This is a genomic window from Amycolatopsis pretoriensis (genome assembly GCF_900107925.1).
GTDB classification, from domain to species: Bacteria; Actinomycetota; Actinomycetes; order Mycobacteriales; family Pseudonocardiaceae; genus Amycolatopsis; species Amycolatopsis pretoriensis.
The window spans coordinates 1,059,322-1,085,874 of record NZ_FNUJ01000002.1; the positions used below are offsets into that span (position 1 = coordinate 1,059,322).

Below are 26,553 nucleotides of genomic sequence, written 5' to 3' on the forward strand. Positions count from 1 at the left end.
CCAGGTGTGGCTGATCGGCGTTAGTGTCGAGTTCATGGCCAGGGAGAACACGCTCGGGGAGTTCCTCCGGGCCCGCCGCGAACAGGTGGGCCCCGAGGACCTCGGCCTGCCCGCGGGCGGGTCGCGGCGGGTGGCGGGCCTGCGCCGCGAAGAGGTCGCGGTGCTCGCCGGGGTCAGCACCGACTACTACGTCCGGCTCGAACAGGGGCGGGAGCGCAACCCGTCGCCGCAGGTCCTGGACGCGCTGGCGCACGGGCTGGCCCTCGACGAGGACGCCACCGCCCACCTGCACCGGCTGGCCCGGCCGGCCCCGAAACGCCGCCGCCCGCGGCGCCGGGAGCAGGTCAGCCCGAACCTCCTGCGCCTGATGGACGGCTGGCCGGACACGCCGGCGCTGGTGCTCGGCCGCTGCCTCGAGGTGCTCGCGCACAACGCGCTCGGCGAGGCGCTGTTCGCCGGGCACACCCACAGCGGTGACCTCGTCCGGCTGGTGTTCCTCGACCCGGACGCGCGCGGGTTCTACCCGGACTGGGAGCGCGTCGCGGTCAACACCGTCGGCGGCCTGCGGGTGGCCGCCGGGATCGACCCGGACGACCCGGGGCTCATCGAGACGGTCGGCGAGCTGTCGGTGAAGAGCGCGGACTTCCGCCGGCTGTGGGCCCGCCACGACATCCGGCAGAAGACGCACGAAACCAAGCGGTTCCACCACCCGCAGGTCGGCGAGCTGACGCTCAGCTACGAGGCGCTGACCGTGAACAGCGCGCCCGGCCAGCAGCTCGTCGTCTACCAGGCCGAGCCCGGCAGTTCTTCGGAAGCCGCGCTCGCCCTGCTCGGCAGCCTCGCCGCGAGCTGAAAAACACCCCTTCGCCGTCTCAGGAAGGACGGAGTACTTCGTCATGCCCGAAAACTGGTTCATCACCGGCTGTTCGACCGGCCTCGGCCGCGCCCTGGCCGAAGCCGTGCTCGGCCGCGGCCTGCGTGCCGTCGTCACGGCCCGCGACCCGGCGAGCGTCGCCGGCCTCGTCGCGGACCACGGCGACCGCGCGCTCGCCCTCCCGCTCGACGTCACCGACCACACGCAGGTCCTCGACGCGGTCAAGCGCGCCGAAAGCGCGTTCGGCCGGATCGACGTCCTGGTCAACAACGCCGGCTACGGCTACCTCGCCGCGCTCGAGGAAGGCGAGGACACCGAGGTCCGGAACCTGTTCGACGCCAACGTGTTCGGCCTCGCCGACGTCACCCGCGCAGTGCTGCCGGGCATGCGCGCCCGGCGGAGCGGGCACGTCGTGAACGTGTCGTCGCTCGGCGGGCTCGCCGCCTTCGGGGCCACCGGCTACTACCACGCGACGAAGTTCGCCGTGGAAGGGCTTTCCGAGTCCCTCGCCGCCGAAGTGGCACCGCTGGGCATCAAGGTGACGATCGTCGAGCCCGCCGCGTTCCGCACCAACTGGTCCGGGCCGTCGATGCGGCAGTCGGCGATCCGGATCGACGACTACGCCGAGACGGCCGGCGCTCGCCGCGCGGCGACCACCGCCACCTACGGCCACCAGCCCGGTGACCCGGTCCGCGCGGCCGAGGCGATCCTCGCCGCCGTCGACGCCGAGGAACCGCCGCTGCGGTTGCTGCTCGGCAAGGCCGCTTACGACATCGCCACCGCCCGGCTCGACACCCTGCGGGCCGGCTTCGACGCCTGGCGCGAGACCACCCTCGGCGCCGACTTCCCGGAAGGAACCAAGTGAGCAAGACCGTTCTCATCACCGGTGCCAGCAGCGGCATCGGCCGCGCCACCGCGCTGCGGCTGGCCCGCGAAGGCCACCACGTCGTGCTCGGTGCCCGCCGGGAAGACCGGCTGACCGCGCTGGCGAAGGAGATCCACGACACGGGCGGCACCGCCGACGTGCACCGCCTCGACGTCACCGACCGCGCGGACGTCACCGCGTTCGCCGACGCCGCCGTCGAAGCGCACGGCCGGCTCGACGTGTTCGTCGCCAACGCCGGCGTGATGCCGTTGTCGCGGCTGGACTCCCTCCACGTCGAGGAGTGGGACCGGATGATCGACGTCAACGTCCGCGGCCTGCTGCACGGCATCGCGGCCGCCCTGCCGCACTTCACGCGGCAGGGCGCCGGGCACTTCGTGACGATCGCCTCGACCGGCGCGCACGAGGTCGTGCCGACGGCCGCGGTCTACTGCGGCACGAAGTACGCCGCCCGCGCGATCACCGAAGGCCTGCGGCTGGAAGCCGGACCCGGCATCCGCGTCACGACGGTCTCGCCCGGTGTCGTCGAGTCCGAACTGGCCGACTCCATCACCGAACCCGGTGCGCGGGAAGCGATGCGCACCTACCGCGCGGTGACGCTGCCGCCGGACACCATCGCCGGCGCGATCTCGTACGCGATCGGGCAGCCCGAAGGCGTCGACGTCAACGAGGTCGTCGTGCGGCCCACCGCCCAGCGGTAGCTCAGCGTTCGAGCTCGGCGATCACCCGCGGGATCTCGGCAACCAGCTCGCGTGCCAGCAATCCGGTGCGGCCGGTGTCCGGGATCAGCCGCTGGCCCGCCACGGCGTGGACGTGCGTCGCCCAGCAGGCGGCCTGGGCGAGGTCCGCGCCGCGGGCGAGGAAGCCGCCGGTCAGGCCGGCCAGGACGTCGCCGCTGCCGGACGTCGCCAGCCCGATGTGGCCGCTGCCGTCGCGCCAGGTGCGGCCGTCCGGCTCGGCGACCACGCCGAAGAGCAGCACGACGGCGTCGTAGCGCTCCGCGATCCGGATCGCGGTCTCGAGGTCGTCGACGTCTTCCTCGGCGCAGTCGTCGAGGAACGCGGCCTCGGTCCGGTTCGGCGTCAGCACGAGCCGGCCGGACAGCGGCTCGGCCAGCTCCGGGGCCCGGCTCAGCGCGCCGAGCGCGAAGGCGTCGAGCACGACCCGGGCGTCCGGCGCGATGGCGGGTACCAAGCGCCGCAACAGGTCTTCGGTCTCTTCGGCGCCGGTGAGCCCCGGGCCGACCACGACCGTGCCGGCGCCGGGCAGCACGTCGGCGAGCCGGTCGACGGCGTCCCCGCCGATCGCCCCGGAGTCCGTTTCCGGCAGCCCGAACACCGACGACTCGGGCACCGACACGCCGAGTGCGCCCGCGTGCCGCTCGCTCACCGCGAGCTGGAGCGTGCCGGCCCCGGCACGCAAGGCGGCCGTCCCGGACAGCGCGGGTGCGCCCGGAACCGTCCGGGCGCCGCCGAGCACGAGCACGGTGCCGCGGTCGTCGGTGCCGATCCGCGTCTCCCGCAACAGGGCGGGGCTGATCGGCGCCGGGTCAGGAGAGCTGTTCGGCGGCATCGTCGTCCGCCGTGGGCGGGGTGTCGGTGGCGTGCAGGTGGCCGACTTCCTGGGCCAGCACCATGGTGAAGCCGCCGTCGCGGTCGCGTTCCCAGGCCGTGATCGATCCGTTCGGGACCTCGGTGGCGTTCGCCGCGCGCAGCAGGTCGGGCTCCGGCAGGCCTTCGAGGAGGTAGCGCAGGGCGAAGACAGTCATCTCGTGCGCGGCCAGCAGGACGCGCTTGCCGGCGTAGTCCTGGCTCAGCTCGCGCACCAGGGACCGCAGCCGCAGCACGACGTCCGCCCAGGACTCGCCGCCCGGCGGCCGGTAGTAGAACTTGCCCAGCCGCCGCTTGCGCCGCAGCTCGTCGGGCCAGCGTTCCTCTACGCCGTGCGAAGTCAGCAGGTCCAGGACGCCGAGCTCGCGGTCGCGCAGCCGTTCGTCGGGCACGACCGGGACGCCGTCCGGCGTGGCCAGCAGCGCGGTGTCCCAGGCCCGGCGGTAGGTCGAGGTGACCACGAGGTCCGGCGGGCGCTCGGCCAGGAACTCCCCCGCGGCCTTCGCCTGCTCGCGGCCCAGGTCGGTCAGCGGCACGTCGGCGTCGCGCTCGGCGATGTCGATCACATCGGCTCCCGCCGACTCCGCTTCTTCCCTGGCCACGTTCCCGGTGCTCTGGCCGTGGCGCAGCACGGCCACCCAGTCCAAGTCGACGCTCACGAGCGGGTGGTTACCCGCGGGGACCCGCCGTCGAAACCCGGGATGGTTAGGCGCGCAAAGGAGTTCCGGCTAGGGTCTTTCCATGTCCCGGAGTCTCGGCGCCCACGACCGGCTGCAGCAGCTGGAGAAGATCCTCGGCGTACCCGCCGAACACCTGGGGCTGGCCGAGTTGCTCGCCGAGACCCTGCAGCGCCTGTGTGAGGTCATGGAGGTCGACACCGCGACCGTGCTGCGGTACCAGCCCAGCGGCCGCCAGCTCGTGGCCTTCGCCGCGGCCGGCATCGAGGAAGAGGTCCACCAGGGCGTCCGGGTGCCGGTCGGCAGCGGGTTCGCCGGCCGGGTGGCGTTCGAACGGCGGCCCGTCGTCCTCGACCACGTCGACGAGACGACTGTCGTGAACTCCCTGCTGTGGGAACGCGGACTGCGCGCCATGCTCGGCGTGCCGATGAACGCCGGGCCCGAGCTCGTCGGGGTGCTGCACGTCGGGTCCGTCGCGCCGCGGACGTTCACCGAGGCCGAAGTCGCGACGATGCAGCTGCTCGCGGACCGCCTCGCGATGGCGATCCAGGTCGAAGCGCTCGAAGAGAACCGCAGCGCCACCATGGCGCTGCAGCGCAGCCTGCTGCCCAGCAGCCTGCCGGAGGTGCCCGGCCTGACCTTCGGCGCACGGTACGTGCCCGGTGCGGAAACCGGGCTCGGCGGTGACTGGTACGACCTGTTCGTGCTGCCCGGCGACCGGCTCGGCGTCGTGATGGGCGACGTCTCCGGCCACGGGCTGGAGGCCGCCGTCATCATGGGCCGGCTGCGCAGCGCCCTGCGCGCGTACGCCCTCGACTGCGAAAACCCCGACGAGGTGCTGGCCAAGCTCGACCGCAAGGCCAACCACTTCGAGCACGGCGCGATGGCCACGGTCGCCTACGGGATCGTCGAGCCGGGCCGCGAGACCATCGCCCTGTCGCTCGCCGGGCACCTGCCGCCCGCGCTGGCCCTGCCCGGCGAACCGGGCCGGCTGCTGGACGTGCCGCCGGATCCCCCGATCGGGCTGACCATCGGCGAGCCGCGGCGGCGGACGACCGTGCTCGACCTGCCGCCGGAGAGCGTGCTCGCCTTCTACACCGACGGCCTGGTCGAGCGGCGCGACCGGCCGGTGGACGCCGGGATGCGGCAGCTGGCGGAGGCCCTGCGCGCCGGTGACCCCGAACGGGTCTGCGCGCAGCTGATGGCCGCGATGATCGGCAACCAGGCGGCCCAGGACGACGTCGCCCTGCTGGCCATCCGCCGCCTGGCTGACCCGGCCGGTGGGTGACCCCGGCCGGGACGGACCTCAGGACGCGGTCAGCGCCGCCTCGCGGGTCGGGAACAGCGAAAGGCTGTCCTCGAGCCCGGTCAGCTGAATCGGGCGCAGGGTCGCCCGGCCGGACGCGACGATCCGGACCGCGGTGCCGGGACCGGCGTCGCGGTGGATGGTCAGCAACGCCGTCAGCCCGGGAGAGGCGAGGAACTCCACCCGGGTCAGGTCGACGACCAGCAGCGGCGGGGCCGCCGCCAGGGCCTCTTCCGCGGCCTGCACGAGGGCGGGCGCGGTGGTCGTGTCCACGTCCCCGGCCACCTCGACGACGACCGCGTCGCCCTGCTCCGTTCGGGCGATCCGGAACTCGCCGAATGGCACAGCGGTGGCCGAGCCCTCACTGTGGATGTGCTCCGTCATCGTGTTCTTCTCCTCGCCTTCGGCAGCGCCCCGGAACCTCCGGAGGGCGCGCGTGATCACGAAGGCTGTTTGCTCAACCGATGTCAATCATGCCCGTACCCGGCGGCCGCCGCCGTTTCAGCACCCCTTCCGCTTTCGGGGTGGGCGGGGACCAGGCAGGATGGGCGCCATGGCCGAAACGGACGCGACCGGGAACACCCTCGGGGACGCCGCGAGCTCAGCGGGCACGGTGGCGCTGGACCACCGCGAAGGCACCGCCGTGCTGCGCGTCGACGGCGCACTCGACCTCGCCCTGGCACCGAAGCTGCGGCAGCTCGCCGAGCGCGCCGCGCGCACGGAGCCCGCGGTGCTCGTCATCGACCTGACCGGCGTCACGTTCCTGGCGTCGGCGGGCATGGCCGAGCTCGTGCGGGCCCACCGCGGGCGGACGGTGCCGACGCCGCTGCGCGTGGTGGCCACCGGCCGGATCACGCTGCGTCCGCTGGAGCTGACCCGGCTGACCGACGAGCTGGCCATCTACCCGTCGCTGGCCGAGGCGCTGGCCGCCGGATGACCGCCCCGGAGTTCGACGAACTGCTCGACGCCGTGCGCCGGGCCTTCGTCGACGCCTCCGGCGCCGCGGTGCCCACCGAAGTCCGGCTCCTCGACCCGGAAGAAGCGAGGGTGGTGCTCGGCGACCGCGTCGCGGTGGCCGTGACCGACCCGGCGCTGCTGGCGGACCTGGTGCCCGGCCGCGCGATCACCGCGGCCGTCGCCATCGCCGGCGACGGCCGGGACGCGGTGGTCCACACCACCGCCGAGGTCGCCGGGGCACCGGCGGCCGTCGCCGCGGCGGTCGAAGCCGCCACCGCGCACCTGGCGGCCGCCCTGCGGCGGCTGCGCGGCGAAGCGGCGGTGCTCGACGCGCTGCACTCCACCGGCCGCGAGCTGACCGCGCAGCTGGACATCGACCGGATCGTGCAGGACGCCACCGACGCCGCCACGAAGGCGACCGGTGCCGAGTTCGGCGCGTTCTTCTACAACCTGGTGAACGAGCTCGGCGAGTCCTACACGCTGTACACGATTTCGGGCGTGCCGCGGGAGGCGTTCGAGCGGTTTCCCATGCCGCGCAACACCGACGTGTTCGCGCCGACCTTCGACGGCGCCGGCACCGTGCGCAGCCCCGACATCACGAAGGACCCGCGGTTCGGGCGGAACGCGCCGTACCACGGGATGCCGGAGGGGCACCTGCCGGTGTGCAGCTACCTGGCCGTCTCGGTGATCAGCCCGACCAGCGAAGAAGTGCTGGGCGGGTTCTTCTTCGGCCACTCCGCGCCGGACCGGTTCACCGCGCGGCACGAGTACCTCGCCGAGGGCATCGCCGCCTACTCGGCCATCGCGCTGGACAACGCCCGCCTGTACGAGCGCGAACGCACCATGGCCTCGGAGCTGTCCCGCAGCATGCTGCCGGTCGCGCCGCCGACGCCCGGCCTCGACGTCGTCACCCGGTACCTGCCCGCGGCGACCGGGAGCAAGGTGGGCGGCGACTGGTTCGACGTCATCGCGCTCCCGTCCGGCGCGACCGCGTTCGTCATCGGCGACGTCGTCGGCCACGGCGTCACGGCCGCGACGGTGATGGCCCAGGTCCGCACGGCGATCCGCTGCTACGCCCTGCTCGAACTGCCGCCGTCGGAGGTGCTGCGCAACGTCTCCGCGCTGACCGGCGGGCTGTTCGGCGAAAGCTTCGTGACGTGCTTCTACGCGGTCCACCGGCCCGCCGACGGCACGCTGACCTTCGCCAACGCCGGCCACCTGCCGGCGATCCTGGTCCGCCCGGACGGCGGGCCGGAGCAGATCGGCGAGGCGCTCGCGCAGCCACTCGGCGTCGGGGCGGAGTTCCCGCAGCGCAGCACCGGCTTCCCGCCCGGCGCGGATCTGGTGCTCTACACCGACGGGCTGGTCGAAAGCCGCACCCGCGACCTCACCCTCGGCGTGGAATGGCTGCTGGCCGGCATCCCCTCGCTGCTCGCCGCGGCCGATCTCGGCACGGCGTGGGACAAGCTCGTCGCCGAGCTGACCCTCGGCCGGCACGACGACGACATCGCACTGATCCACGTGCGCCACCGCGGAGAGGACCCAGCATGACGGACCCCCTCCCCCCGGGCGCGCCCGCGCCCCCGGCGTCGTTCCACCGGCGGATCGCCGCGGTGGCCGACCGGCTGCCGGAACTGCGCGAAGCCCTGGCGGACTGGCTGGGCACGCTCAGCCTCAGCGAAGAACGCCGCGAGGACGTCGTCCTGGCCGGTTACGAGGCGATGGCCAACTCGGCCGAGCACGCCTACCGCAACGGCGATCCGGGCCCGGTCGACGTCCGGGCCGAAGCGCTGAACGGGCGGCTGACGGTGACGGTCACCGACTACGGCGACTGGCGCCCGCCCGCCGCGACGAACGGGCTGCGCGGCCGCGGCCTGCTGCTCATCGACACCCTGGCCGACCAGAGCGCGCAGGTGCACCGCGAGGACGGCACGACGGTCACGATGACCTGGCTCGGCTGAAGGGCACCTTCCTTGCGTCACATGCACTGAAAGTGCCCTTCAGCGCGTCACATGCACTCAAGGTGCCCTTCAGCCGCGTCACCCGGACGTGCCCCGATCGCGCGCGCGGCGGGGCCCTCCCCGGGCGGGTAGGCTCGGCCGGGGCCGCGTGATCGGGAGTGTGATGACCGTCGGCGAGGAATCCGGCCAGCGGGCCGTCTTCCCGGGCACCAGCCAGATGGCCGCCCGGATGCGGGAGTTCGACTGGGCGTCGTCGCCCCTCGGCGAACCGTCGGCGTGGCCGGCGAGCCTGACCACGGCCGTGCGCATCTGCCTCACCTCGCGCTTCCCGATGATCGTCTGGTGGGGACCGGATCTGCGGTTCCTCTACAACGACGCCTACCTGCCGCTGCTCGGCACCAAGCACCCCGCGCTGGACAAGCCCGGCGCGCGGGTCTGGGACGAGATCTGGCACATCATCGGCCCGATGCTCGACAGCGTGATGGCCACCGGCGAGGCGACCTGGTCGGAGGACCTGCTGCTGCCGATGAACCGGCACGGCTATTGGGAAGAGACCTACTGGACCTACTCGTACAGCCCGGTCCACGACGACGAAGGCACCGTGCGCGCGGTGTTCACCGCGGTCACCGACACGACCGAGCGCGTGATCGGCGAACGCCGGATGGCCACGCTGCGCGAGCTCGGCGCCCAGGCCGGTATCGCCCGCACGGTCGGCGAGGCCTGCGAGCTGGTCGCCGGCGTGCTCGAGCGGGCCGGCGCGGACGTGCCCTACTCCGAGATCCACGTCCGCCAGGAAGACGGCGAACTGACCGCCGGTGCCCGGCACACCGGCGGCTGGCCGCTCGAAGAGGTGCTCGCCGACGGCACCCCGCGGACCGTCGCCAACCTGACGACGACGTTCGGCGAGCTGCCCGCGGGCGACTGGTCCACCCCACCCACCGAGGCGATGGTCCTGCCGCTGCCCGGCGCCCCGGGCACCGCGGCCACCGGCGTGATCGTCCTGGCGGCGAGCGCCGGGCGCGCGCTCGACGAGTCCTACCGGACGTTCCTCGGGCTGGTCGCCCACCAGACGGCCGCACTGGTCAACGGCGCGCTCGCCTACCAGGCCCAGCAGCGGCGCGCCGAGGAGCTGGCCGCGCTGGACGCGGCGAAGACGACGTTCTTCGCCAACATCAGCCACGAGTTCCGCACCCCGCTCACGCTGATCCTCGGGCCGGTCGCCGAGCTGGACAAGACGCTGGAAGACGCCGACGAGCGCGTCCGCGAAGAAGTCGCCGTCATCCACCGCAACGCGCTGCGGCTGGGCCGGCTGGTGAACAACCTGCTCGACTTCTCGCGGATCGAGGCCGGCCGGATGCAGGCGCGCTTCGAACCGGTGGACCTCTCGGCGTTCACGGCGGAGCTGGCCAGCGTGTTCCGCGCCGCCGTCGAACGGGCCGGGTTGCGGTTCGACGTGGACTGCCCGCCGCTGGGCACACCGGTGCACGTCGACCGCGGGATGTGGGAGAAGGTCGTCCTCAACCTGCTGTCCAACGCGGTGAAGTACACCTTCGACGGCGAGGTCCGGGTGCGCACTGCCCTCGACGGCGAGCACGCCGAGGTCACCGTGGCCGACACCGGCATCGGGATCGCCGGCGAGGAGCTGCCCCGGCTGTTCGAGCGGTTCCACCGGATCCCGTCGGCGCGGTCGCGCTCGAACGAGGGCAGCGGGATCGGCCTGGCCCTGGTGCGCGAGCTCGTCGGCATGCACGGTGGCACGGTCGCCGCCGAAAGCACGCCGGAAGAGGGCACGACGTTCCGGATCCGGCTGCCGCTGGGCACCCGGCACCTGCCCGCCGAGCACGTCGCCTCGGCGCCGTCGGCGGGCGGGCTCGCCGCGGACACCGTCGAGCCGTACGTCCAGGAGACCCTGCGCTGGCTGCCCGGCGGGGATCCCGAACCCGCCGCCGGGGAAGCCCCGGCCGCCGGCGCCCGGGTGCTGATCGCCGACGACAACGCCGACATGCGCGACTACCTCGCCCGGCTGCTGCGCGAGGACTACGCGGTCACCGCGGTCCGCGACGGCGTCGAGGCGTTCGCCGCCGCGTCCGCCGAACCGCCCGAGCTGATCATCAGCGACGTGATGATGCCGCGGCTGGACGGCCTCGGCCTGCTCGCCGAGCTGCGGCGCGACCCGCGCACCGCCGCGGTGCCCGTGCTGCTGCTCTCCGCCCGCGCCGGGCAGGAGGCCGCCGTCGACGGGCTGGCCGCGGGCGCCGACGACTACCTGGTCAAGCCGTTCTCCGCGCGGGAGCTGCTCGCCCGCGTCCGCACGACCATCCGGCTGGCCCGCCTGCGGACGCAGCACTCGCGCTGGCGCGCGGCGATGATCGAGTCGATGCAGGAGGGCTTCTTCGTCTGCGACGCCGACGGGCAGGTCGTGGAGATGAACGCCGCGTGCACCGACCTGATCGGCTACGGGCCCGCCGGGCTGCCCTACTCCCCGCCGTTCCCGTGGGCGCCGGACCCGGCCGACGACCCGGCCGCCCACCAGCAGGTCACCGAGGCGGTCGAGCGGTCGCGGACCGACCCGTCCGGGAGCTTCGTGCTGCCGCTGCGCCACCGCGACGGCCACCGGGTGTGGGCCGCCATCGCCTACAACGAGCTGCACGACGACGAGGGCCGCCGCCGGTTGGTCGGTACGATCCGCGACGTCACGGCCGAGCGCTACGCCGTGCAGCGGGAGAACGCGCTGGCCGCGATGAACCAGCGCCTGACCGGGGTCAGCGGCGTGCCCGAGGTGATCCGCACGGCGCTGGAGCTGCTGCGCGAACTGTGGCAGGCCGAGCGCGTGCTCGCGGTGACCTGGGTGCGCGACGGCGAACCGGAACTGGCGTCCACCGACACCGGCGACCGGCGCTGGACCGACCTGGCCGCGCCGCTGCGCGAGAAGCTCGGCGAAGTCCGGTCCCTCCCCGCGTTGCACGCCACACCGGCGGAAGGCGGGGCGGGCGCGACGCTCGACCACCCCGGCGGCCGGCTGACGCTCTGGGTGGAGCCGGATCCGCGCCGCCCGCTCGGCGTCGAGGACCGGACGCTGCTGGCGTTGCTGGCCGGGACGCTGGCGCACGCGTTGCGCCGCGCCCACCGCGACGACCGCCAGCGCGAGGTCGCCATCGCCCTGCAGCGCTCGATCCTCGGCCCGGCCCTGCTGCCCGACGGCTTCGCGGTGCGCTACGAACCGGCGAACCCGCCGCTGGAGGTGGGCGGCGACTGGTACGACGTCGTCCCGCTGTCCGGCGACCGGATCGGCATCGTCGTCGGCGACTGCGTCGGCCGGGGGCTCGCCGCGGCCGCGGTGATGGGCCAGCTGCGCAGCGCGTGCCGCGCGCTGCTGCTGGAGGCCAACGGCCCGGCGCACACCCTGGCCACGCTCGACCGCTTCGCCGACCGGCTGCCGGGTGCCTTGTGCACCACCGTCTTCTGCGGGGTCCTCGACCCCGCGACCGGCGCGCTCACCTACAGCAGCGCCGGGCACCCGCCCGCCACCCTGGTGCACCAGGACGGCTCGGCGGAGTTCCTCGACGCGGGCGGCAGCGTGCCGCTCGCGGTCCGCGTTCCCGCCGAGCGCCCGGAGGCCACGGCGGTCGTCCCGATCGGATCACTGCTGATGCTCTACACCGACGGCCTCGTCGAGCGCCGCCGCGAAGCCCTGGACGACGGCATCGACCGGGCCACCTCGGTCGCCCACGGCGCGCTCGACGCCGACCTCGCCGACCTGGCGGCCACGCTGATGGGCCGGCTGCGCCCGGCGGAGGGCTACGAGGACGACGTCGCGCTGCTGCTATACCGCCGGTCGGTGCCGCCGCTGGAGCTGGACTTCCCGGCGCACCCGGACAGCCTCGCCTCGACCCGCCACTGGCTGCGCGCGTGGCTGGGCACCGCTTCGCTCGGCGAGGAGCTCGCGCAGGACGTGCTCGTCGCCGCGGGCGAAGCCTGCGCGAACGCCGTCGAGCACGCCTATCCCGGTGCCGAGGGGACCGCGCACCTGTCGGCCCGCTTCGCCGGCACGCACCTGGTCGTCACGGTGACCGATCGCGGGCACTGGAAGCAAGCGTCCCCGGACAACCACGTGCTGCGCGGCCGCGGGATGCCGATGATGGAGGCGCTCGCCGACGCCGTCGCCGTCCGGCACGACACGACCGGCACCACCGTCACGCTCGAATGGAGAATCGGTTCGTGACCACGGCACTCACGCTGGTCGCCTCCGCGGGCGACGACGGAGACCGGATCCTGACCGTGACCGGCGAGGTCGACATGGGCAACGCCGCGGAGTTCAGCGCGGCGTTGGCGCGCGAGCTGGCCGCCGGGGCCGCGCTGACCGTCGACCTGACCGGGGTGACCTACCTCGACAGCGCCGGCATCGCCGCCCTGTTCGACCAGGCCGCCGACCACGAGCTGCGCCTGACCGCGCCGCGCCTGCTCGACCGCGTCCTGCGCGTGTCCGGCCTCACCCAGGTCGCGAAAGTGACCATCCGCTGAGGGGTTGGCCACCGGCCGACGGGGTAAGCCTGCGGCAGCGGCGGTCGTCGGGTGGGTTGTGCTGCCGTCCGTCGCGAGGTGGCCCCGGCGTCCGACCCACGACGTTCAGCAGCGAGCGCCGGGCCGGGAGCCACCGCACCGACCCGATCCGCCGGCGCGGGTATCGTTCGCGCAGGAGCCGGACGGAGGTGATCGCAGTGACCGGCGAGCCGATCCCGCCCGAGCAGCTCGACGAGCTGACCGCGGCGATGGCGGACCTCACGAGCGCGCTCGAGACCCAGCCGTCCGAGACGGAGATCCTCGAGACCGTCTGCGCCGAAGCCGTCCGGGCCGTGCCGGGTGCCGACATGGCCAGCATCACCGCGATCCGCGACGGCAAGCCGGAAACGGCCGCCTCCACCGACGACCGAGCCGTGGACATCGACCGGGTCCAGTACGCGGCGGGCGAGGGCCCGTGCCTGCGGGCGGCCGAGACCGGTGAGATCGTCCGGCTGCCGCTGGCGACGGCCGGGGCGGTCTGGCCCGAGTTCACGTCGTATGCCCGGGGAGCCGGCGTCGGCAGTTACCTCGCGGCACCACTGCGCGTGGACGAAACCCTGGGCGGCGCGCTGAACCTCTTCGGCTACGGCGACCACGGCTTCGCCGAGACCGACTCCCGCCTGCTGGCGCTCTACACGACGATCGTCTCGTTCGGCCTGCGTTCGACGCGCCGCTACCTGAACGCCCGCCGCCGCGTCGCCGAGCTCGAGACGGCGATGAGCTCGCGGGCGGTGATCGAGCAGGCCAAGGGCATCTTGATGGCCGCCCACCGGATCACCGCCGACGACGCGATGAAGCGCCTGATCGCGGAGTCCCAGCACACCAACGTGAAGCTGCGGGACGTGGCGACCCGGTTCGTCGAGGGACTGTCCTCGGGGGACTGACGCTCAGGCGGTGCGGCGGGCCGGGAACGGCCAGGTCAGCGTGATCACCGTGCCGTCGTCGGTCGAACGCATGTCGAGCCCGTCCACCAGCGCCTGGATCAGCCGCAAGCCGCGGCCGCGGTCGGACTGCTCGGTCACCGACGTCCAGCGGCCCTGGTCGGCGACCGTGACGATCAGGACGTCCTCGTCGACCCGCGCGCGGACGTCGATCAGCCCCGGCCGGCCGTGGTAAGCGTGGTCCAGCACGTTGGCCATCGCTTCCCAGCAGGCCAGGACGACGTCGTCGGCCTGGCGCCCGACCTCGTCACCGGCGCGTCTGCGCAGCCACGAAACCAGGTGCCGTCGCAAGCTCGGCAGCGTCCGTGGCGAAATCGTGCCGCGGTACCGCCAGCCGTCCGTTCCGTGCTCTTCCACGTTCACCTCCCCGGGGGACTGTGGGTTTGCTACCCACCGGTTCGATATCTCAATCACGGGTAACGGCCACCCTGCTGCTTTCGGACCTGGTGCGCCGCGGGCGGGCGTGATCGGATGAGCCGATGACCCGGTCGACGTCGTCGTTCGTGCTGTGCGCGGTGCTGGCCGCCGCCCTCCTCCCCGTCCCGGCCGCCGCCGCGGCGGCCCCGGACCCGGGACCGGGCGCGCTCTCGCACTTCGGCCTGGCCCGCAAGGACTGCCTGGGCACCGCCCGGAACACCACCAGCAAGGCGTGGTTCACGATCGCGGGCGGCGTGCTGTCCGACGTCTACGCGCCGGTGATCGACAACACGAACGTCGAGACGCTGCAGTTCGCCGTCACCGACGGCCGGACGTTCACCGACCTGCAGGCGCGGGACATGACCTACACCGTCCGCACCAGCGCGGGCGGGATGGCGTGCGAGGTGACGTCGACCCCGCGCAGCGGCAAGTACCGGCTGGTCACCGACTACCTGACCGACCCCGCCCGCACCGGCGTGCTGATCCGGACCCGGCTGGACCCGCTGCGCGGTTCCGGGAACGACCTCAAGGTCTACGTCCGGTTCGACGCGAGCGTCAACGGCAACGGCGGTGGTGGCCCGGTCAACGGCGGCGGGGACACGGCTTCGGTGGACGCGGCGACGTCCGCGCTGGTCAGCGCCGACGCGAACACGGTGTCCAGCGCACCGGCCCGCGACTACGGGACGCCGCTGGCCGCCGCGCTGCGGGCCGACCGCCGGTTCCTGAACACGTCCAGCGGGTTCGCCGGCACGGCCGGCGACGGGCTGGCCCAGCTCGACCGCGACCACCGGCTGACCGACCGGACGCCGTCGGCGGTGAACGGCAACGTCGTGCAGACCGCGCAGCTGGACCTGCAGCCGCGTCGCCCGGTCACCCTGGCGCTCGGCTTCGGCTCGGACGCGCGCGCGGCCGTGCAGACCGCGGGTGCGAGCCTGCGGACGCCGTTCGACCAGAGCTACCGCGAGTACGCGCGCGGCTGGCGCGACTACGACAACGGGCTGATTCCCGTGCACGGCAAGGATTCCGACGCGTACTTCCAGTCGGTCAACGTGCTGAAAGCGAGCGAGGACAAGACGTTCCCCGGCGCGGTGATCGCGTCGCTCGGCAGCCCGTGGGGGCAGGCCGTCTCCGCGGGCGACGCGCCCGGCGGCAAGCCCGTCTACTTCGGCTCGTACCGCGAGATCTTCGCCCGCGACCTCTACGAAAGCTTCTCGGGGCTCTTGGCGGCCGGCGACCGCGAAACCGCGCGGGCCAGCGTGCGGTGGTTGTTCGCCCGCCAGCAGCAGCCGGACGGGCGCTTCCCGCGCAACTCCATGCTGAACGGCAAGAAGGCGCCCGACTCCGGCGGCGACCAGCTCGACGAGAGCGCGTACCCGATCCTGATGGCACTGCAGGCCGGGCTCGATCGCGACCGGACGCTCTACACCGGACACATCCGGGCGGCCGCGGACTTCGTCGTCGCGCACGGCCCGGCGTTCGGCTCCGAACGCTGGGAGGAACAGGGCGGCTACTCCCCCTCGACGATCGCCGCCGAGATCGCCGGGCTCGTCGCGGCCGGGGTGATCGCCGACCGCAACGGCGACTCGGCGCGCGCCCGCGTCTACCGCGCGACCGCCGACCACTTCCAGCGCAGCATCAAGGGCTGGACCGTGACGCAGAACGGTCCGTACGGCGGCCGGTACTTCCTGCGCCTGACCAAGAACGGCGACCCGAACTCCGAGTGGATCTACAACCTCGGCAACGGTTCGGTGGACGCCGATCAGCGCGCGGTCGTCGACGCCGGGTTCCTCGAGCTGACGCGCCTCGGCGTGCTGCCGGCGAACGACCCGGACGTCGCCGCGTCGCTCGGCGTCGTCGACCGGGTGATCAAGCGGGACACGCCGACCGGACCGGGCTGGTACCGCTACGGGACTTCCGCGGCGGGCAGCGAAGACGGCTACGGCGACTGCTACGAGCCGGACCCGACGAACTGCGCGCCGACCGGGGCGCCCTGGCCCGGACCGAACACCGGGTCCGGCCACCTCTGGCCGGTGCTCGCGGGTGAACGCGGCGAGCAGGCCGTGCAGACCGGCGACCGCGCCGGCGCGGCGGCGTTGCTGCGCGCCATGCGGGCCCAGACCGGCGGCACCGGGCTGATTCCCGAGCAGGCGTGGGAAAATCCGGCCGTGCCCGCGTCGCCCTACGGCTCCGACCCGCGCACGGCGTCGATCGGCTTCGCGCCGGGGCAGCCCGCCGGTTCGGTCGCGCCGCTGAGCTGGGCGCAGTCGCAGTCGGTCCGGCTGGCCCGGGCCCTCGACGACGGCCGCCTGCCCGAGCAGCCCGCCGACGTCCGCGCCCGGTACGTCACGCACGCCCCGCCGGCGGCGCTGGCGGTCACGCTCGACGTGCCGGCATCGGTGTCCACCGCGACCGCGGCGGTCACCGGGACCGCGCCCGCGGGCAGCCAGGTCGACCTGGCCGTCTCGAACACCGACACCGGTACCACGTCGGTGCTGTCGGTCCGGGCCGCGGCGGACGGGAGGTTCGGCGCGACGGTGCCGACCCCGCTGGGCGCGAACGTCGTCACGGCGGCCGCCACTTCCGGCGGCGGCACGGGGTACGCGCAGAAGACGATCAGCTCGGACTTCGTCACCGGCACGGTCCTGCTCGACGCGGCCGACCCGGACGGCGACGACAACGGCCCGGGTACGTACACCTACCCGACGGCCGGGGACTTCCACGCCGGCGCGTTCGACCTGCAGCGGTTCCAGGTCATCGACTCGGGCCCGAACCTCGTGTTCCGTGCCCAGGTCCGCGACCTGACGCCGACGTTCGGCTCGCCGCTCGGCGCGCAGCTGCTGACGATCTACGCGCACGACCCGGCCGCGACGGCGACGTCGACCGCCGCGCCGTTCCCGAGCCGGGCCTACACGATCGCGGCCCAAGACGCGTGGAGCCGTCGGATCGAGGTCCAGGGCTTCGCCGATCCGGCGCTCGTCGACGCTTCGGGCGCGACGCTCGCGACGCCGTCGGTGCAGGGTTCGCAGGCGACGCGGTACATCACGGTGAGCGTCGCGAAGTCGGCGTTCGGGACCCCGGCGGCCGGCTGGACGTTCGCGGTGGTGCTGACTGGCCAGGACGGCAACTCCCCCGACCAGGCGCGGCCGTTCACGCCGACGGCGGGGCAGTACACGTTCGGCCTGTGCGCGGCGGGCGGGACGGCGCCGGTCTGCGCGGCGGACCCGGCTACGGCCCCGAAGGCCCTGGATGTGCTGACGCCGTCCGGAGTGGACCAGGCCGTCGAGCTGGACCCGACGCGGGGGCCGGTCGCGGTGCGCGGAGTGCCCGTGGGCTGATCCGGCAAACTGGTCGGGTGATCGACGACTTCGCGAAGCGGTACCTGCACGACGATCTGCGCGAGGCCCGTGAGGCCGTGCTGGAAAAGCTGGAGGGGCTGAGCGAGTACGACGTCCGGCGGCCGCTGACCGCAACCGGGACCAACCTGCTCGGCCTGGTGAAACACCTGGCCCTGTGGGAAACCCGGTACCTGGGCGAGGTGTTCGGCCGGCCGTTCCCCGAGCCGCTGCCCCGCTGGGACGACCCCGAGGCGCGCGGCCGGGACTTCTGGGCGACCTCGGAAGAGACGCGTGCGGAGGTGATCGACCGGTTCCACCGCGCTGCGGCGCACGCCGACGCGACGATCGAGGCACTGCCGGTTGACGCCCCCGGGCACGTGCCGTGGTGGCCCCGGCCGGACGTCATGTTGTTCAACGTGATGGTGCACGTGCTCACCGAGACCACCCGGCACGCCGGGCACGCCGACATCCTGCGGGAGCAGCTCGACGGGGCGACCAGCGCGCCGGTCCGCGACCGCGAGTTCTGGACCGAGCGGTGCGCGGAGATCGAGCGCGTCGCGCAAGCCGCCCGCTCCTGAGACCCGGTGCGGCACTTTCACGTGAAAGTGCCGCCCCGGCTCTCGCGGAACTTTCCCTATGAAAGTTCCGCGCCCGGTCCCGGGCGGAACTTTCATGGGGAAAGTTCCGTCCGGTCCCGGGTGGACAGTGGGTCAGCGGCGGCCGCCGTGGTCGTCGCCGCCCTCGTGGTGACCGCCGTGGTCGTCACCCGGCTCGTTCCCGTGACCGCCGTGGTCGTCGCCCGTTTCGGTCCCCCGGCCCCCGCGGTCATCGCCCGGCTCCGCGTGCCGGCTCCCGCGGTCATCGCCCGGCTCCGCGCGGCGGCCACCGTGGTCGTCGCCGAGGTCGTGCGTGCGCGTCGCGTACGTGCTCGGCGCGGGTGCGGTCGAGTACGTGCTCGGCGCCGGCAGGCTCGTTTCCGTGACCTCGCTGCTGCTGCTCGGGGCTTCCGTGACCGCCGAGGGCCCGCTCGCCGGCACCCGCGTGCCGTCGTCCGCGCCGGACTGCGCGAGGGCCGCCGTCGTCCCGCCCACCGCGAGCGCCGCGCCGGCCGCCGCGATCACCAGAATCTTGCGCATGTCTGCTCCTTTTCGTTCCCTGTCAACGAAAGAAGCTTCACGCACCGCCCGATAGCGGCGCACTGCGTGCGGCTTAAGGCATCCCTAACGGCTTCCCGAGCTCCAGCACGATCCGCGCGCCCGGCTCCCGGGTCACGGTGAACGTCCCGCCGGACGCGCGGGCCGTCTGCCGCGCGATGTCCAGGCCGAGCCCGGTCGACCCCGCACCGCTCGCCCCGCGTGAGACGTCGTCGAAGTCGAACCCCGGCCCCTCGTCGGAGACCTCCAGGCGGGCTCCCTCGGACGTCCCCGTCAACCGGATCGCGTACCCCGTTCCCTCCGGCGTGTGCGCGAAGACGTTGCCCAGCAACGCGTCCAGGCACGCGGCCAGCTCGGCGGGCCCGGCCGCGACCGGCAGCGGGCCCGGCGCGACCTCGACCGTCACCGCGCGGTCCTGGTCCTGCGCCAGCACCGACCAGAACTCCGCCCGCTCGCCCACCACCGAAGCCGCGTCGCACGAGCCGGGTGCCGAGTCCCGCGCCCGGGCCTGGTCGATCAACGCCGTGACCTGGCGTTCCAGGCTCTCCGCGTGGCCGGTGATCCGCTCGGCTTCGCCCGCGTCGCGCAACGACTCGGCGTCCAGCCGCAGCACGGTCAGCGGCGTCCGCAGCCGGTGCGAGATGTCGGCCACCGCCTCGCGTTCCTGGCGCACCAGGTCCCGGATCCGCGCGGCGAGGAGGTTGAGCGCCGCCGCCACCGACCGCACCTCCCCCGGCCCGCCGGGGACGGCCCGCGCGTCCAGATCGCCCTCGGCCAGCCGCCGCGACACCGCCGCGAGCTCGTGCACCGGCCGCACGATCGAGCGGGCCAGCCGGTCGGCGACGACCACCCCGAGCGCCAGCAGCACCAGCCCGAGCCCGGCCAGCACCAGCCACGCCGAGCCCAGCCCGCGCGTCAGCTCGGCGCGGTCGACGAAGGCCCGCACCACGGCGGTCCCGCGCGGCAGCCCCTGCACCGCGACGAGGATTTCGCGCCCGGCGGCGTCGTCGACGGTGAGGCTGCCGCCCTGCGCGGCGGCCAGCGTGACACCGGGGGTGCGCGGGGTCGGCGCGCCGAGCACGGTGCCGTCCGGCAGGAACACCGTCACGGGGTGGCCGGCGGTCGTGTTGAGCTGGTCGACCGCCGGCCGCAGCGCCGCCGCGTCGGACGTCGCGACCAGGGACGTCAGGGACTGCGCCTTCGCCGTCGCGGCGGTGACCGCGCGGTCCGCGGTGACCGACCGCAGCAGGATCGCCAGCGGCACGAGGAACGCCACGAGCACCAGGCACATCGCGGCCGCGACCAGCACCGCGAGCCGCTTCCTCACGCCCCGGCCCCCGGTTCGGCCAGCCGGACGCCGACGCGCCGGACCGTGTGCAGGTACCGCGGCTCCTGCGCGGTCTCGCCGAGCTTGCGCCGCAGCCACGACAGGTGCACGTCCACGGTCTTGTCCGCCCCGGCGTAGGGCAGCTTCCAGACGTCGGCGAGCAGCTCGCGCTTGCTCACCACCGTCCCGGCCCGGCTCGCGAGGTAGTGCAGGAGGTCGAACTCGCGCGGCGTGAGGTCCAGCGGCGCGCCGTCGAGGGACGCCTGCCGCGTCCGCGCGTCGACCGACAGGCCGCCGACGACCACCGGCGCCGCCGTCTCCTCCGGCTCGGCGCGCCGCAGCACCGCGCGGATCCGCGCGTCGAGCTGGGCCCCGCCGAACGGCTTGACCACGTAGTCGTCGGCGCCCGCGTCGAGCAGCCGGACGATCTCCTCCTCCGCGCCGCGGGCGGTGACGACGATGATCGGCACCGCGCTGACCGCCCGCACCATCCGCAGCACCTCGCGGCCGTCGAGGTCGGGCAGCCCCAGGTCGAGCAGCACGACGTCGGGCCGGTCGGTGACGGCCGCCTGCAGCCCGGCCATCGCGGTCGGCGCGGACGTCACCGCGTGCCCGCGCTCGCCCAGCGCGCGCAGCACGGCCGTGCGGATGGTCGGGTCGTCCTCGACGAGCAGCACGGTCGCCATGCTCGGGAGGCTACACACGCGACGCCGCTTCGCCGGGCTCCCGGCGAACGCTAGGGACGTCTTAGCCGCGCTTTAACCCGCCCGGATGGGACAGTGGACCGGTGAACAGACGCGGAGTGCTGATGGCGGCGGGCTGGCTGCTGGCCGCGGCCGTGACCGCGGGCGCCGGCACGGTGGCCCTCGACGTCGTCGGCGCCGGCATCCTCGGCCCGCAGAACCAGCCGTTGTCCGCCGACGACGTCGCCCGCGCGCTGGAGACCGTCCCCTCGAGCACCGCGTCGACGCCGCCGCCCACGACTTCGCCGTCGAGCGCCCCGGCGCCGCGCGGGCTGACGGTCCCCGGTGGCAGCATCGTCGCGACCTGCGCCGGGGGCCAGGTCACGCTGAACTCCTGGAGCCCGGCCCCGGGTTACCGCGTCGACGGGTACTCGCGCGGTCCCGCCGACACGGCGTCGGTCAAGTTCAAGAACGGCGGGACGGAGAACGTGGTCGTGGTGACCTGCCGGGACGGCGAGCCGCACGCCGAAACCGTGGCCGACGACAGCGGCGGCGGCCACCGCGGCCGCGGCTAGCTCGGCAGTCCCGCGTTCAGCCGCGCCAGGATGCCGTGCGGGAACGGCAGTTCCGGCGCGCTGACCGCGCTCAGCCGGTCGAGCTGAGCCTCGGTCAGGTCGAGGTCGAGCGCGCCGAGCGTCTCGGCGAGCTGCTCGGGTGACCGCGCGCCGATCAGCGGCGCGGGCATCCCCGGCCGGCGGGTCACCCAGTGCAGGGCCACCTGGGCGGGCGTCGCGCCGGCCTCGGCGGCGACCTCGCGGACGACGTCGAGGATCGCCCAGCGCACCTCGGGCAGGGCGCGGAAGGCCGCGCCGCCGGTGAGCCGGCCGGTGCCGGCGCCGTCGCGGTGGTACTTGTCGGACAGGAACCCGCCACCGATGGCGCCCCACGGCTGGATCGCGATGCCGAATTCGCGGGCGAGCGGCACGTATTCGGCTTCGATCGCCCGCTCGAGCAGCGAGTGCTCCAGCTGCAGGGCGGTCACCGGCGGGCCGCCGAGCATCGCCGCCTTCGTCGCGTACCAGGCGGGGACGTCGCTGAGCCCCACGGCCCGGATCTTGCCCGCGCGCACGAGGTCGCCGAACGCGTCCACGACCTCCTCGGCCGGGGTGCAGCCGTCCCAGACGTGCAGCCAGTACAGGTCGACGTGGTCGACCCGCAGCCGCCGCAGCGACGCCTCCAGCGAGGCGACCATGTTCTTGCGGCCGTTGCTGCGACGCCGCGGGTCCGAATACGGGCCACCGCCCGAGAATTCGGGCCCGGAGTACTTGGTGGCGAGCACGAAGTCGTCGCGATCGACGTCGCGGAGGAACTCCCCGATCAGCTCCTCGCTGCGGCCGGCGCTGTAGTTGTCGGCCGTGTCGACGAAGTTGCCGCCGCCCTCGACGTAGGCGTGGAAGATCTTGCGCGCCGTGTCGTCGTCCGCGCAGAAGGGGCCGGTGCCGAAGGTCATCGCGCCCAGGGCCAGCGGGGAAACCCGCAGCCCGGAGCGGCCGAGTGCCCGGTAGTCGTCCAGTCGTGTCATGCACCCGATCGTGCAACCCGGAGCGTGGTCCGGGTCAAACCCGATCGAGGCATTCGCGGGCAACATCGGGGAGTCATCCAGGCATACCCCCGACTACCACTGGATGAACGTCCGGTGTGCGCTAATCTGGCGCGATCACGGGGCCCGCGGCCCCGCACCCCGGCGTGGCGAGGAGTCGAATTCGTGCAACCGAACCTGGGGCCAGGCGAGGACTTCCAGCTGCTGCTCGAACGGCAGGTCCGGGACATGCAGGGCAAGGCGGCCGCGCTGAGTGAAGCGCTTTCCGCCGCCGGCGCCACGGTCCGCTCCCGCGACGGCGCGGTCACCGTCACGCTCGCGCCGAACGGCGCGCTCACCAACCTCGAGCTCGGCCACCGGGCGTGCGAACTGGGCCCGGCGCGGCTGACCGCGGCGATCATGGGCACGGTGCGCGAGGCCCAGCGGCAGACCGCCCGCAGCGTCGCGGACTCCTTCGCCACCATCAACGGCGACAGCGAGTCGACCGACATGGTCCGGTCGTTCCTGCCGCCGGACCCGCCGCCGGACGGCGACTTCGCGGCGCCGGAAAGCCCGGTCGAGCCGCCCCCGCCGCCCGCCGCGCCGCCCCGGCCGCCCGCACCGCCGTCCGGTGGGCCGGCCCCGCGTCGGCGTCCCTCGGCCGACGACCGCTTCGACGACGAATCGAACCCCTGGTGAGCGGCGGCGGCTTCAAGGTCAATTCGGAGCCGTTGGCCACCTTCGGGAAGCACCTCGACGAGCTCCAGAGCAACTTGCAGAGCACCTCCGACCTCGTCGGCGGGATGGTCTGCGACCCGGGCATGTTCGGCATCAACCCGGCGTGCCAGCTGATGGCCGCGGGCGCGAGCACGTGGACCGACAAGGCACACCACCAGTTCGGCGACTACGCCAAGACCATCGGCGAGTTCGCGGACAAGGTCGCCGAGGCCGCGAAGCGCTACCAGTCGGGCGAGGAAGACGCCGTCGACTCGATCGTGAGGTTCGAATAGTGGGCGACGACTACCAGAGCAAAGACGTCAGCCTCCACGGCTCCGAACTCTTCGACGACGACAACCGGGCCGCCGGAGCCGGGTTCTTCGAGGCGGCGGTCGGTCTCGACAAGGCCGTCAAGGAGAACGACCAGGTCGCGATCGGCATCGGCGCCGCGGGCATGGCACTGGAGACGATCGGTCTCGTGCTGGACCCGATCGGCAGCCTGCTCACGGCCGGCATCGGCTGGCTGATCGAGCACATCACGATCCTGCGGTGGCCGCTGGACATCCTGATGGGCGACCCGATCGGCATCCAGGCGGCCAGCGAGGCGCTCAAGGACGAGAAGAAGAAGCTCGAAGGGTGGTCCCAGCAGCACAAGGACGCCCTCGACACGCTCATGAAGGACTGGTCCGGCAAGGCGGCGGACCAGTTCAAGAAGGACATGGACGCGGTCACCGAGCAGCTCACGTCTCTGGGTGGCTACCTCGACCAGGCCGGCAAGAACATGATGATCGCCGGCGGCATCGTGGGAGCGTTCCGCGGCATCCTGCGCGACCTGATCGCGATGCTCCTGGCGACGATCATCAAGGGAGCGCTGATCGCGGCGGCGCTGGCCCCGGTGACGTTCGGCGCGTCGATCGCGCTGTTCGTCACGACGACGATCGGCACGGTGGCCACGGCGCTGGGCAAGATCGGCACGAAGCTGATGCAGCTGGCGAAGAAGCTCGGCGAGCTGGTGAAGGCGCTGGCGAAGATGGGCAAGGCGGGCGACGAGATCGCGGGGGCCAAGCCGCCGACGAGCAGCTTGACCCCGACCCCGACGCCCAAACCACCGGCGACGCCCAAGCCGGATACGACGCCGGGGCCGAAGCCGTCGTCGGCCACTCCGGAACCCAAGCCCTCGTCGGCAACGCCGGAACCCAAGCCGGAGCCGAAGCCCGAGCCGAAGCCGGAACCCGCGCCGTCGTCCTCCTCGGCTACTCCGGAGCCCAAGCCCTCGTCGGCAACGCCGGAGCCCAAGCCCGAACCGAAGCCGGAACCCAAGCCCGACCCGAAACCGGAACCCGCGCCCTCGTCCTCCTCGGCGACCCCCGAGCCGGAACCCAAGCCGTCCTCGGCCACTCCGGAACCCAAGCCCGAACCCAAGCCGGAGCCGAAACCCGAGCCCACTCCCGAGCCGAAGCCGGAACCCGCACCCTCGTCGTCTTCGGCGACCCCCGAGCCGAAGCCCGAGCCGAAGCCGGAACCCAAGCCCGACCCGAAGCCCGAGCCCAAGCCCGAACCGGCACCGTCGTCTTCCTCGGCCACGCCGGAACCCAAGCCGTCCTCGGCCACTCCGGAACCCAAGCCGGAACCCGCGCCGTCGTCTTCCTCGGCAACCCCGGAACCCAAGCCGGAGCCGGCCAAACCCGACCCCGCGCCGTCTTCGTCCACTCCGACCCCCGATCCCAAGCCACACAAGCCGTTCACCGATCAGATGACCGCCGCCATCAAGGACAAGCTGTCCAAAGTGGACGGCGTCACCCCCGAGATCATGGCGAAGTTCGACAAGATCAACAACTTCTCCGTCGAACAGCTCGGCAAGGTCTTCGGCAAGGAAGGCGCCGAGAAGTTCGAGTCGGCCATCAAGATCATGACCGACCCCTGGTTCGGGAAGTCGGGGCTGGCGGGCAAGACCGTCGTCGACATGATCAAGGGCGTGCCGGCCAGCATCGGGAACGTCACCGGCGGCGGGGACGACGACTAGTCACTCCCCCGCGAGGATCACCGCCCGGGACGCCAGGTGCAGCGCCAGCCGCTCGTCCGGGCGGGACAGGTCCACCCCGAGCAGCTGCTCGATCCGCGCGATCCGGGCCGCCACGGTGTTGCGGTGCACGCCCAGCACCGTGGCGGTTTCGGCGATCGACGACTCCGCGTCGAGGTAGGCGGCGAGCGTCCGGACCAGGTCGCCCGGCGCGTCCCGCAGTGGCGCGACCAGCGCTCGCGCGGCCGGTTCGAACGTGTCCGTGCGGGTCCACTCCAGCAGCAGCTGGGCCATGCCGAGCTGGTCGACGTGCAGGAAGTGCCCGGTCTCGGGCCGGGTCGCGGCGAGGCGGGCGGCGTCGAGGGCTTCGGCGACCGTCGTGGCCAGTCCTTCCGGACGCGGGTGCGGCCGCCCGACACCCATGTGCGCGCCCAGGTGCAGCGTCCGGTGCGCCGCCTGGAGCCGGGTCGCGAGGGCGCGCACCCGCTCCGCCGTGGGTTCGTGGTCGAAGGTGACCCAGCCGGTCCAGCCGTCGCCGTGTTCGACGACCGCCTCGACGTCCAGCGCCCGCATGACCTCCTGGGTGCGCGCAACGGTGTCGACGGCCGCCGGGACGCCGAGGTGCAGCCCGACGTGCCAGCCGCCGAGCCGCCAGCCGGCGTCGGCGACGCGGCGGCGCAGGTCCGCGCCCGGCTCGGTGTCGAGGCGCAGCAGGTCGCCGAGCAGCGCGGTGCGCGAGCGCGCGTCGCGTTCCAGCTCGAGGCGGTTGGCCAGGAGCCACCGCTGCAACGCCCCGGCGGCGACGGCGAGCGCGGGCGGCACGACGTCGGCGCGCGCGGCCTCGGTCCCGCGCAGCTCGGCGGCGAGCCACAGCGCGGGCCGCTGGAGGAGGACGGGGTGGGCGAGCAGGACACCGTCGTCGAGCTCGGTCCGCTGCGGCACGGCCTCGTCGAGCCGGACGCGCCCACCGACTTCCCCGGCGAGCGGCACCCCACGGTCATCGAGCACGGCGACGCCCGACCGCAGCAGCCGCCGCAGCACGGCAACGACCTCTTCGGGCGGCCGCAGCCGATCCCCGAGCGCGCGGTGCGTGGCGAGCAGCAGCTCGGCCCGGTCGAGTTCGGGCGCGGTGAGCAGCAATCGCGCCTCGACGAGCAGGTCGAGCGGCGCCGCCGAGGTGACGAGCAACGGAACGGCAAGCCGATCGGCCAGCAGCCGAGACGCGCTGAGCGGCTCGGTCCCGGAGAGCAGGACGGCGGTGGCCCCGGCATCGGCACAGCGGCGAAGAAGGGCATCGATCTGCCAGTCGGTCCCGGCGACCGGCCGCGCGACGACGGTGAGCTCCCCGGGCGCGGGCAGGTGCGAAGCGTCCAAAGTGGCCTGAACGGTCCGGAGTGGACGGTCGAGCCCGGAAGAACCGGCGAGCACGCGAACGTGTTCGCCCCAGCCGGGCAGGGAAAGAACGCGACGCAGACTCACGACGACCTCACCGCCCGGCCCGACCCAAGCGCCCCAATGTGGCCTTGGTTGCGTCTCACGCACCGAAGGCCAC

The 26,553-nt window shown here is 73.6% G+C and carries 25 protein-coding genes; 16 read left to right on the forward strand and 9 right to left on the reverse strand.

Going from position 1 to position 26,553, the window contains the following annotated elements:
* Positions 1-34: 34 nt before the first annotated feature.
* From BLV96_RS11565 to BLV96_RS11575, 3 genes are read left to right on the forward strand one after another with little or no spacing between them, the layout of a single operon-like run.
* Complete coding sequence (locus BLV96_RS11565; protein WP_086674387.1) at positions 35-853, forward strand: helix-turn-helix transcriptional regulator; 819 nt, start codon at positions 35-37, stop codon at positions 851-853.
* A gap of 43 nt (positions 854-896) precedes the next feature.
* Entirely contained in the window at positions 897-1,739 is an 843-nt protein-coding gene (locus tag BLV96_RS11570; protein ID WP_091389045.1) for an oxidoreductase, read from the forward strand.
* Positions 1,736-2,458, forward strand: a complete 723-nt coding sequence (locus BLV96_RS11575) for an SDR family oxidoreductase (protein WP_086683391.1) — start codon at positions 1,736-1,738, stop codon at positions 2,456-2,458. The genes BLV96_RS11570 and BLV96_RS11575 overlap by 4 nt, the downstream gene beginning before the upstream one ends.
* Before the next feature lies 1 nt (position 2,459).
* Here BLV96_RS11575 and BLV96_RS11580 read toward each other — a convergent pair whose 3' ends face one another.
* Together BLV96_RS11580 and BLV96_RS11585 are read right to left on the reverse strand one after the other, a co-directional pair.
* On the reverse strand, positions 2,460-3,329 hold the full coding sequence (locus tag BLV96_RS11580; protein WP_086683394.1) for an NAD(P)H-hydrate dehydratase: 870 nt from the start codon (positions 3,327-3,329) through the stop codon (positions 2,460-2,462).
* Positions 3,307-4,026, reverse strand: a complete 720-nt coding sequence (locus tag BLV96_RS11585; RefSeq protein WP_086683396.1) for a histidine phosphatase family protein — start codon at positions 4,024-4,026, stop codon at positions 3,307-3,309. The genes BLV96_RS11580 and BLV96_RS11585 overlap by 23 nt, the downstream gene beginning before the upstream one ends.
* 82 nt (positions 4,027-4,108) lie before the next feature.
* Here BLV96_RS11585 and BLV96_RS11590 point away from each other — a divergent pair, with 82 nt between their 5' ends.
* Complete coding sequence (locus BLV96_RS11590) at positions 4,109-5,332, forward strand: PP2C family protein-serine/threonine phosphatase (RefSeq protein ID WP_086683399.1); 1,224 nt, start codon at positions 4,109-4,111, stop codon at positions 5,330-5,332.
* An 18-nt stretch (positions 5,333-5,350) separates the two neighbouring features.
* Here the strand turns inward: BLV96_RS11590 and BLV96_RS11595 are convergent, their stop codons facing one another.
* Positions 5,351-5,734 carry an STAS domain-containing protein gene (locus tag BLV96_RS11595; RefSeq protein ID WP_086683408.1) on the reverse strand — a complete coding sequence of 128 codons (384 nt, stop codon included), beginning with the start codon at positions 5,732-5,734 and terminating at the stop codon, positions 5,351-5,353.
* 169 nt (positions 5,735-5,903) lie between these two features.
* Here BLV96_RS11595 and BLV96_RS11600 point away from each other — a divergent pair, with 169 nt between their 5' ends.
* The 6 genes from BLV96_RS11600 (at position 5,904) to BLV96_RS11625 (ending at position 13,712) form a co-directional block, all read left to right on the forward strand.
* Complete coding sequence (locus BLV96_RS11600) at positions 5,904-6,287, forward strand: STAS domain-containing protein (protein WP_086683402.1); 384 nt, start codon at positions 5,904-5,906, stop codon at positions 6,285-6,287.
* Positions 6,284-7,858: a PP2C family protein-serine/threonine phosphatase gene (locus BLV96_RS11605; protein WP_091389048.1), complete on the forward strand. Its 1,575-nt coding sequence runs from the start codon at positions 6,284-6,286 to the stop codon at positions 7,856-7,858. Before BLV96_RS11600 ends, BLV96_RS11605 begins: the two co-directional genes overlap by 4 nt.
* Positions 7,855-8,268, forward strand: coding sequence for an ATP-binding protein (locus BLV96_RS11610; RefSeq protein ID WP_086679136.1), 414 nt, complete (start codon positions 7,855-7,857; stop codon positions 8,266-8,268). The genes BLV96_RS11605 and BLV96_RS11610 overlap by 4 nt, the downstream gene beginning before the upstream one ends.
* A gap of 163 nt (positions 8,269-8,431) precedes the next feature.
* Entirely contained in the window at positions 8,432-12,490 is a 4,059-nt protein-coding gene (locus tag BLV96_RS11615) for a SpoIIE family protein phosphatase (RefSeq protein ID WP_086679135.1), read from the forward strand.
* Complete coding sequence (locus BLV96_RS11620) at positions 12,487-12,789, forward strand: STAS domain-containing protein (RefSeq protein ID WP_086679134.1); 303 nt, start codon at positions 12,487-12,489, stop codon at positions 12,787-12,789. Before BLV96_RS11615 ends, BLV96_RS11620 begins: the two co-directional genes overlap by 4 nt.
* A gap of 197 nt (positions 12,790-12,986) precedes the next feature.
* Complete coding sequence (locus BLV96_RS11625) at positions 12,987-13,712, forward strand: GAF and ANTAR domain-containing protein (protein ID WP_086679137.1); 726 nt, start codon at positions 12,987-12,989, stop codon at positions 13,710-13,712.
* Between the two features lie 3 nt (positions 13,713-13,715).
* Here the strand turns inward: BLV96_RS11625 and BLV96_RS11630 are convergent, their stop codons facing one another.
* On the reverse strand, positions 13,716-14,126 hold the full coding sequence (locus tag BLV96_RS11630; RefSeq protein WP_086679138.1) for an ATP-binding protein: 411 nt from the start codon (positions 14,124-14,126) through the stop codon (positions 13,716-13,718).
* Between the two features lie 122 nt (positions 14,127-14,248).
* Here BLV96_RS11630 and BLV96_RS11635 point away from each other — a divergent pair, with 122 nt between their 5' ends.
* Positions 14,249-17,521, forward strand: coding sequence for a glucodextranase DOMON-like domain-containing protein (locus BLV96_RS11635; protein WP_086679133.1), 3,273 nt, complete (start codon positions 14,249-14,251; stop codon positions 17,519-17,521).
* 17 nt (positions 17,522-17,538) lie between these two features.
* Positions 17,539-18,099, forward strand: a complete 561-nt coding sequence (locus tag BLV96_RS11640) for a DinB family protein (RefSeq protein ID WP_086679132.1) — start codon at positions 17,539-17,541, stop codon at positions 18,097-18,099.
* A gap of 132 nt (positions 18,100-18,231) precedes the next feature.
* Here the strand turns inward: BLV96_RS11640 and BLV96_RS11645 are convergent, their stop codons facing one another.
* The 3 genes from BLV96_RS11645 to BLV96_RS11655 all read right to left on the reverse strand — a co-directional run bounded on the left by BLV96_RS11645 (position 18,232) and on the right by BLV96_RS11655 (position 20,688).
* Positions 18,232-18,657: a hypothetical protein gene (locus BLV96_RS11645; protein WP_086679131.1), complete on the reverse strand. Its 426-nt coding sequence runs from the start codon at positions 18,655-18,657 to the stop codon at positions 18,232-18,234.
* 73 nt (positions 18,658-18,730) lie between these two features.
* Positions 18,731-20,002: a sensor histidine kinase gene (locus BLV96_RS11650; RefSeq protein WP_086679130.1), complete on the reverse strand. Its 1,272-nt coding sequence runs from the start codon at positions 20,000-20,002 to the stop codon at positions 18,731-18,733.
* Complete coding sequence (locus BLV96_RS11655; RefSeq protein ID WP_086679129.1) at positions 19,999-20,688, reverse strand: response regulator transcription factor; 690 nt, start codon at positions 20,686-20,688, stop codon at positions 19,999-20,001. The genes BLV96_RS11650 and BLV96_RS11655 overlap by 4 nt, the downstream gene beginning before the upstream one ends.
* A 101-nt stretch (positions 20,689-20,789) precedes the next feature.
* Here BLV96_RS11655 and BLV96_RS11660 point away from each other — a divergent pair, with 101 nt between their 5' ends.
* The gene (locus tag BLV96_RS11660) at positions 20,790-21,260 is read left to right on the forward strand and encodes a hypothetical protein (RefSeq protein ID WP_143050954.1); all 471 of its coding nucleotides are present in this window, start codon (positions 20,790-20,792) and stop codon (positions 21,258-21,260) included.
* Here BLV96_RS11660 and BLV96_RS11665 read toward each other — a convergent pair.
* The gene (locus BLV96_RS11665; RefSeq protein WP_091389053.1) at positions 21,257-22,267 is read right to left on the reverse strand and encodes an aldo/keto reductase; all 1,011 of its coding nucleotides are present in this window, start codon (positions 22,265-22,267) and stop codon (positions 21,257-21,259) included. The two genes, BLV96_RS11660 and BLV96_RS11665, sit on opposite strands and share 4 nt — an antisense overlap.
* A gap of 183 nt (positions 22,268-22,450) precedes the next feature.
* On the opposite strand from BLV96_RS11665, the gene BLV96_RS11670 reads away from it, so the two are divergent.
* From BLV96_RS11670 to BLV96_RS49160, 3 genes are read left to right on the forward strand one after another with little or no spacing between them, the layout of a single operon-like run.
* Entirely contained in the window at positions 22,451-22,963 is a 513-nt protein-coding gene (locus BLV96_RS11670; protein ID WP_091389055.1) for a YbaB/EbfC family nucleoid-associated protein, read from the forward strand.
* Complete coding sequence (locus BLV96_RS11675; RefSeq protein ID WP_091389058.1) at positions 22,960-23,274, forward strand: hypothetical protein; 315 nt, start codon at positions 22,960-22,962, stop codon at positions 23,272-23,274. Before BLV96_RS11670 ends, BLV96_RS11675 begins: the two co-directional genes overlap by 4 nt.
* A complete protein-coding gene (locus tag BLV96_RS49160; protein WP_143050955.1) occupies positions 23,274-25,004 on the forward strand; it encodes a WXG100 family type VII secretion target in 1,731 nt (576 codons plus the stop codon). The genes BLV96_RS11675 and BLV96_RS49160 overlap by 1 nt, the downstream gene beginning before the upstream one ends.
* On the opposite strand, the gene BLV96_RS11685 is transcribed toward BLV96_RS49160, so the two are convergent.
* Positions 25,005-26,480, reverse strand: a complete 1,476-nt coding sequence (locus BLV96_RS11685; RefSeq protein ID WP_086672257.1) for a PucR family transcriptional regulator — start codon at positions 26,478-26,480, stop codon at positions 25,005-25,007. It abuts the gene before it with no gap.
* Positions 26,481-26,553 lie beyond the last annotated feature (73 nt).

What these genes read in the sequence shown, in the direction of transcription:
- BLV96_RS11565 (WP_086674387.1), top strand. Translation starts at nt 35, where the DNA reads ATGGCCAGGGAGAACACGCTCGGGGAGTTCCTCCGGGCCCGCCGCGAA.
- BLV96_RS11570 (WP_091389045.1), top strand. Translation starts at nt 897, where the DNA reads ATGCCCGAAAACTGGTTCATCACCGGCTGTTCGACCGGCCTCGGCCGC.
- BLV96_RS11580 (WP_086683394.1), bottom strand. Translation starts at nt 3,329, where the DNA reads ATGCCGCCGAACAGCTCTCCTGACCCGGCGCCGATCAGCCCCGCCCTG.
- BLV96_RS11590 (WP_086683399.1), top strand. Translation starts at nt 4,109, where the DNA reads ATGTCCCGGAGTCTCGGCGCCCACGACCGGCTGCAGCAGCTGGAGAAG.
- BLV96_RS11595 (WP_086683408.1), bottom strand. Translation starts at nt 5,734, where the DNA reads ATGACGGAGCACATCCACAGTGAGGGCTCGGCCACCGCTGTGCCATTC.
- BLV96_RS11600 (WP_086683402.1), top strand. Translation starts at nt 5,904, where the DNA reads ATGGCCGAAACGGACGCGACCGGGAACACCCTCGGGGACGCCGCGAGC.
- BLV96_RS11605 (WP_091389048.1), top strand. Translation starts at nt 6,284, where the DNA reads ATGACCGCCCCGGAGTTCGACGAACTGCTCGACGCCGTGCGCCGGGCC.
- BLV96_RS11610 (WP_086679136.1), top strand. Translation starts at nt 7,855, where the DNA reads ATGACGGACCCCCTCCCCCCGGGCGCGCCCGCGCCCCCGGCGTCGTTC.
- BLV96_RS11615 (WP_086679135.1), top strand. Translation starts at nt 8,432, where the DNA reads ATGACCGTCGGCGAGGAATCCGGCCAGCGGGCCGTCTTCCCGGGCACC.
- BLV96_RS11635 (WP_086679133.1), top strand. Translation starts at nt 14,249, where the DNA reads ATGACCCGGTCGACGTCGTCGTTCGTGCTGTGCGCGGTGCTGGCCGCC.
- BLV96_RS11645 (WP_086679131.1), bottom strand. Translation starts at nt 18,657, where the DNA reads ATGCGCAAGATTCTGGTGATCGCGGCGGCCGGCGCGGCGCTCGCGGTG.
- BLV96_RS11655 (WP_086679129.1), bottom strand. Translation starts at nt 20,688, where the DNA reads ATGGCGACCGTGCTGCTCGTCGAGGACGACCCGACCATCCGCACGGCC.
- BLV96_RS11665 (WP_091389053.1), bottom strand. Translation starts at nt 22,267, where the DNA reads ATGACACGACTGGACGACTACCGGGCACTCGGCCGCTCCGGGCTGCGG.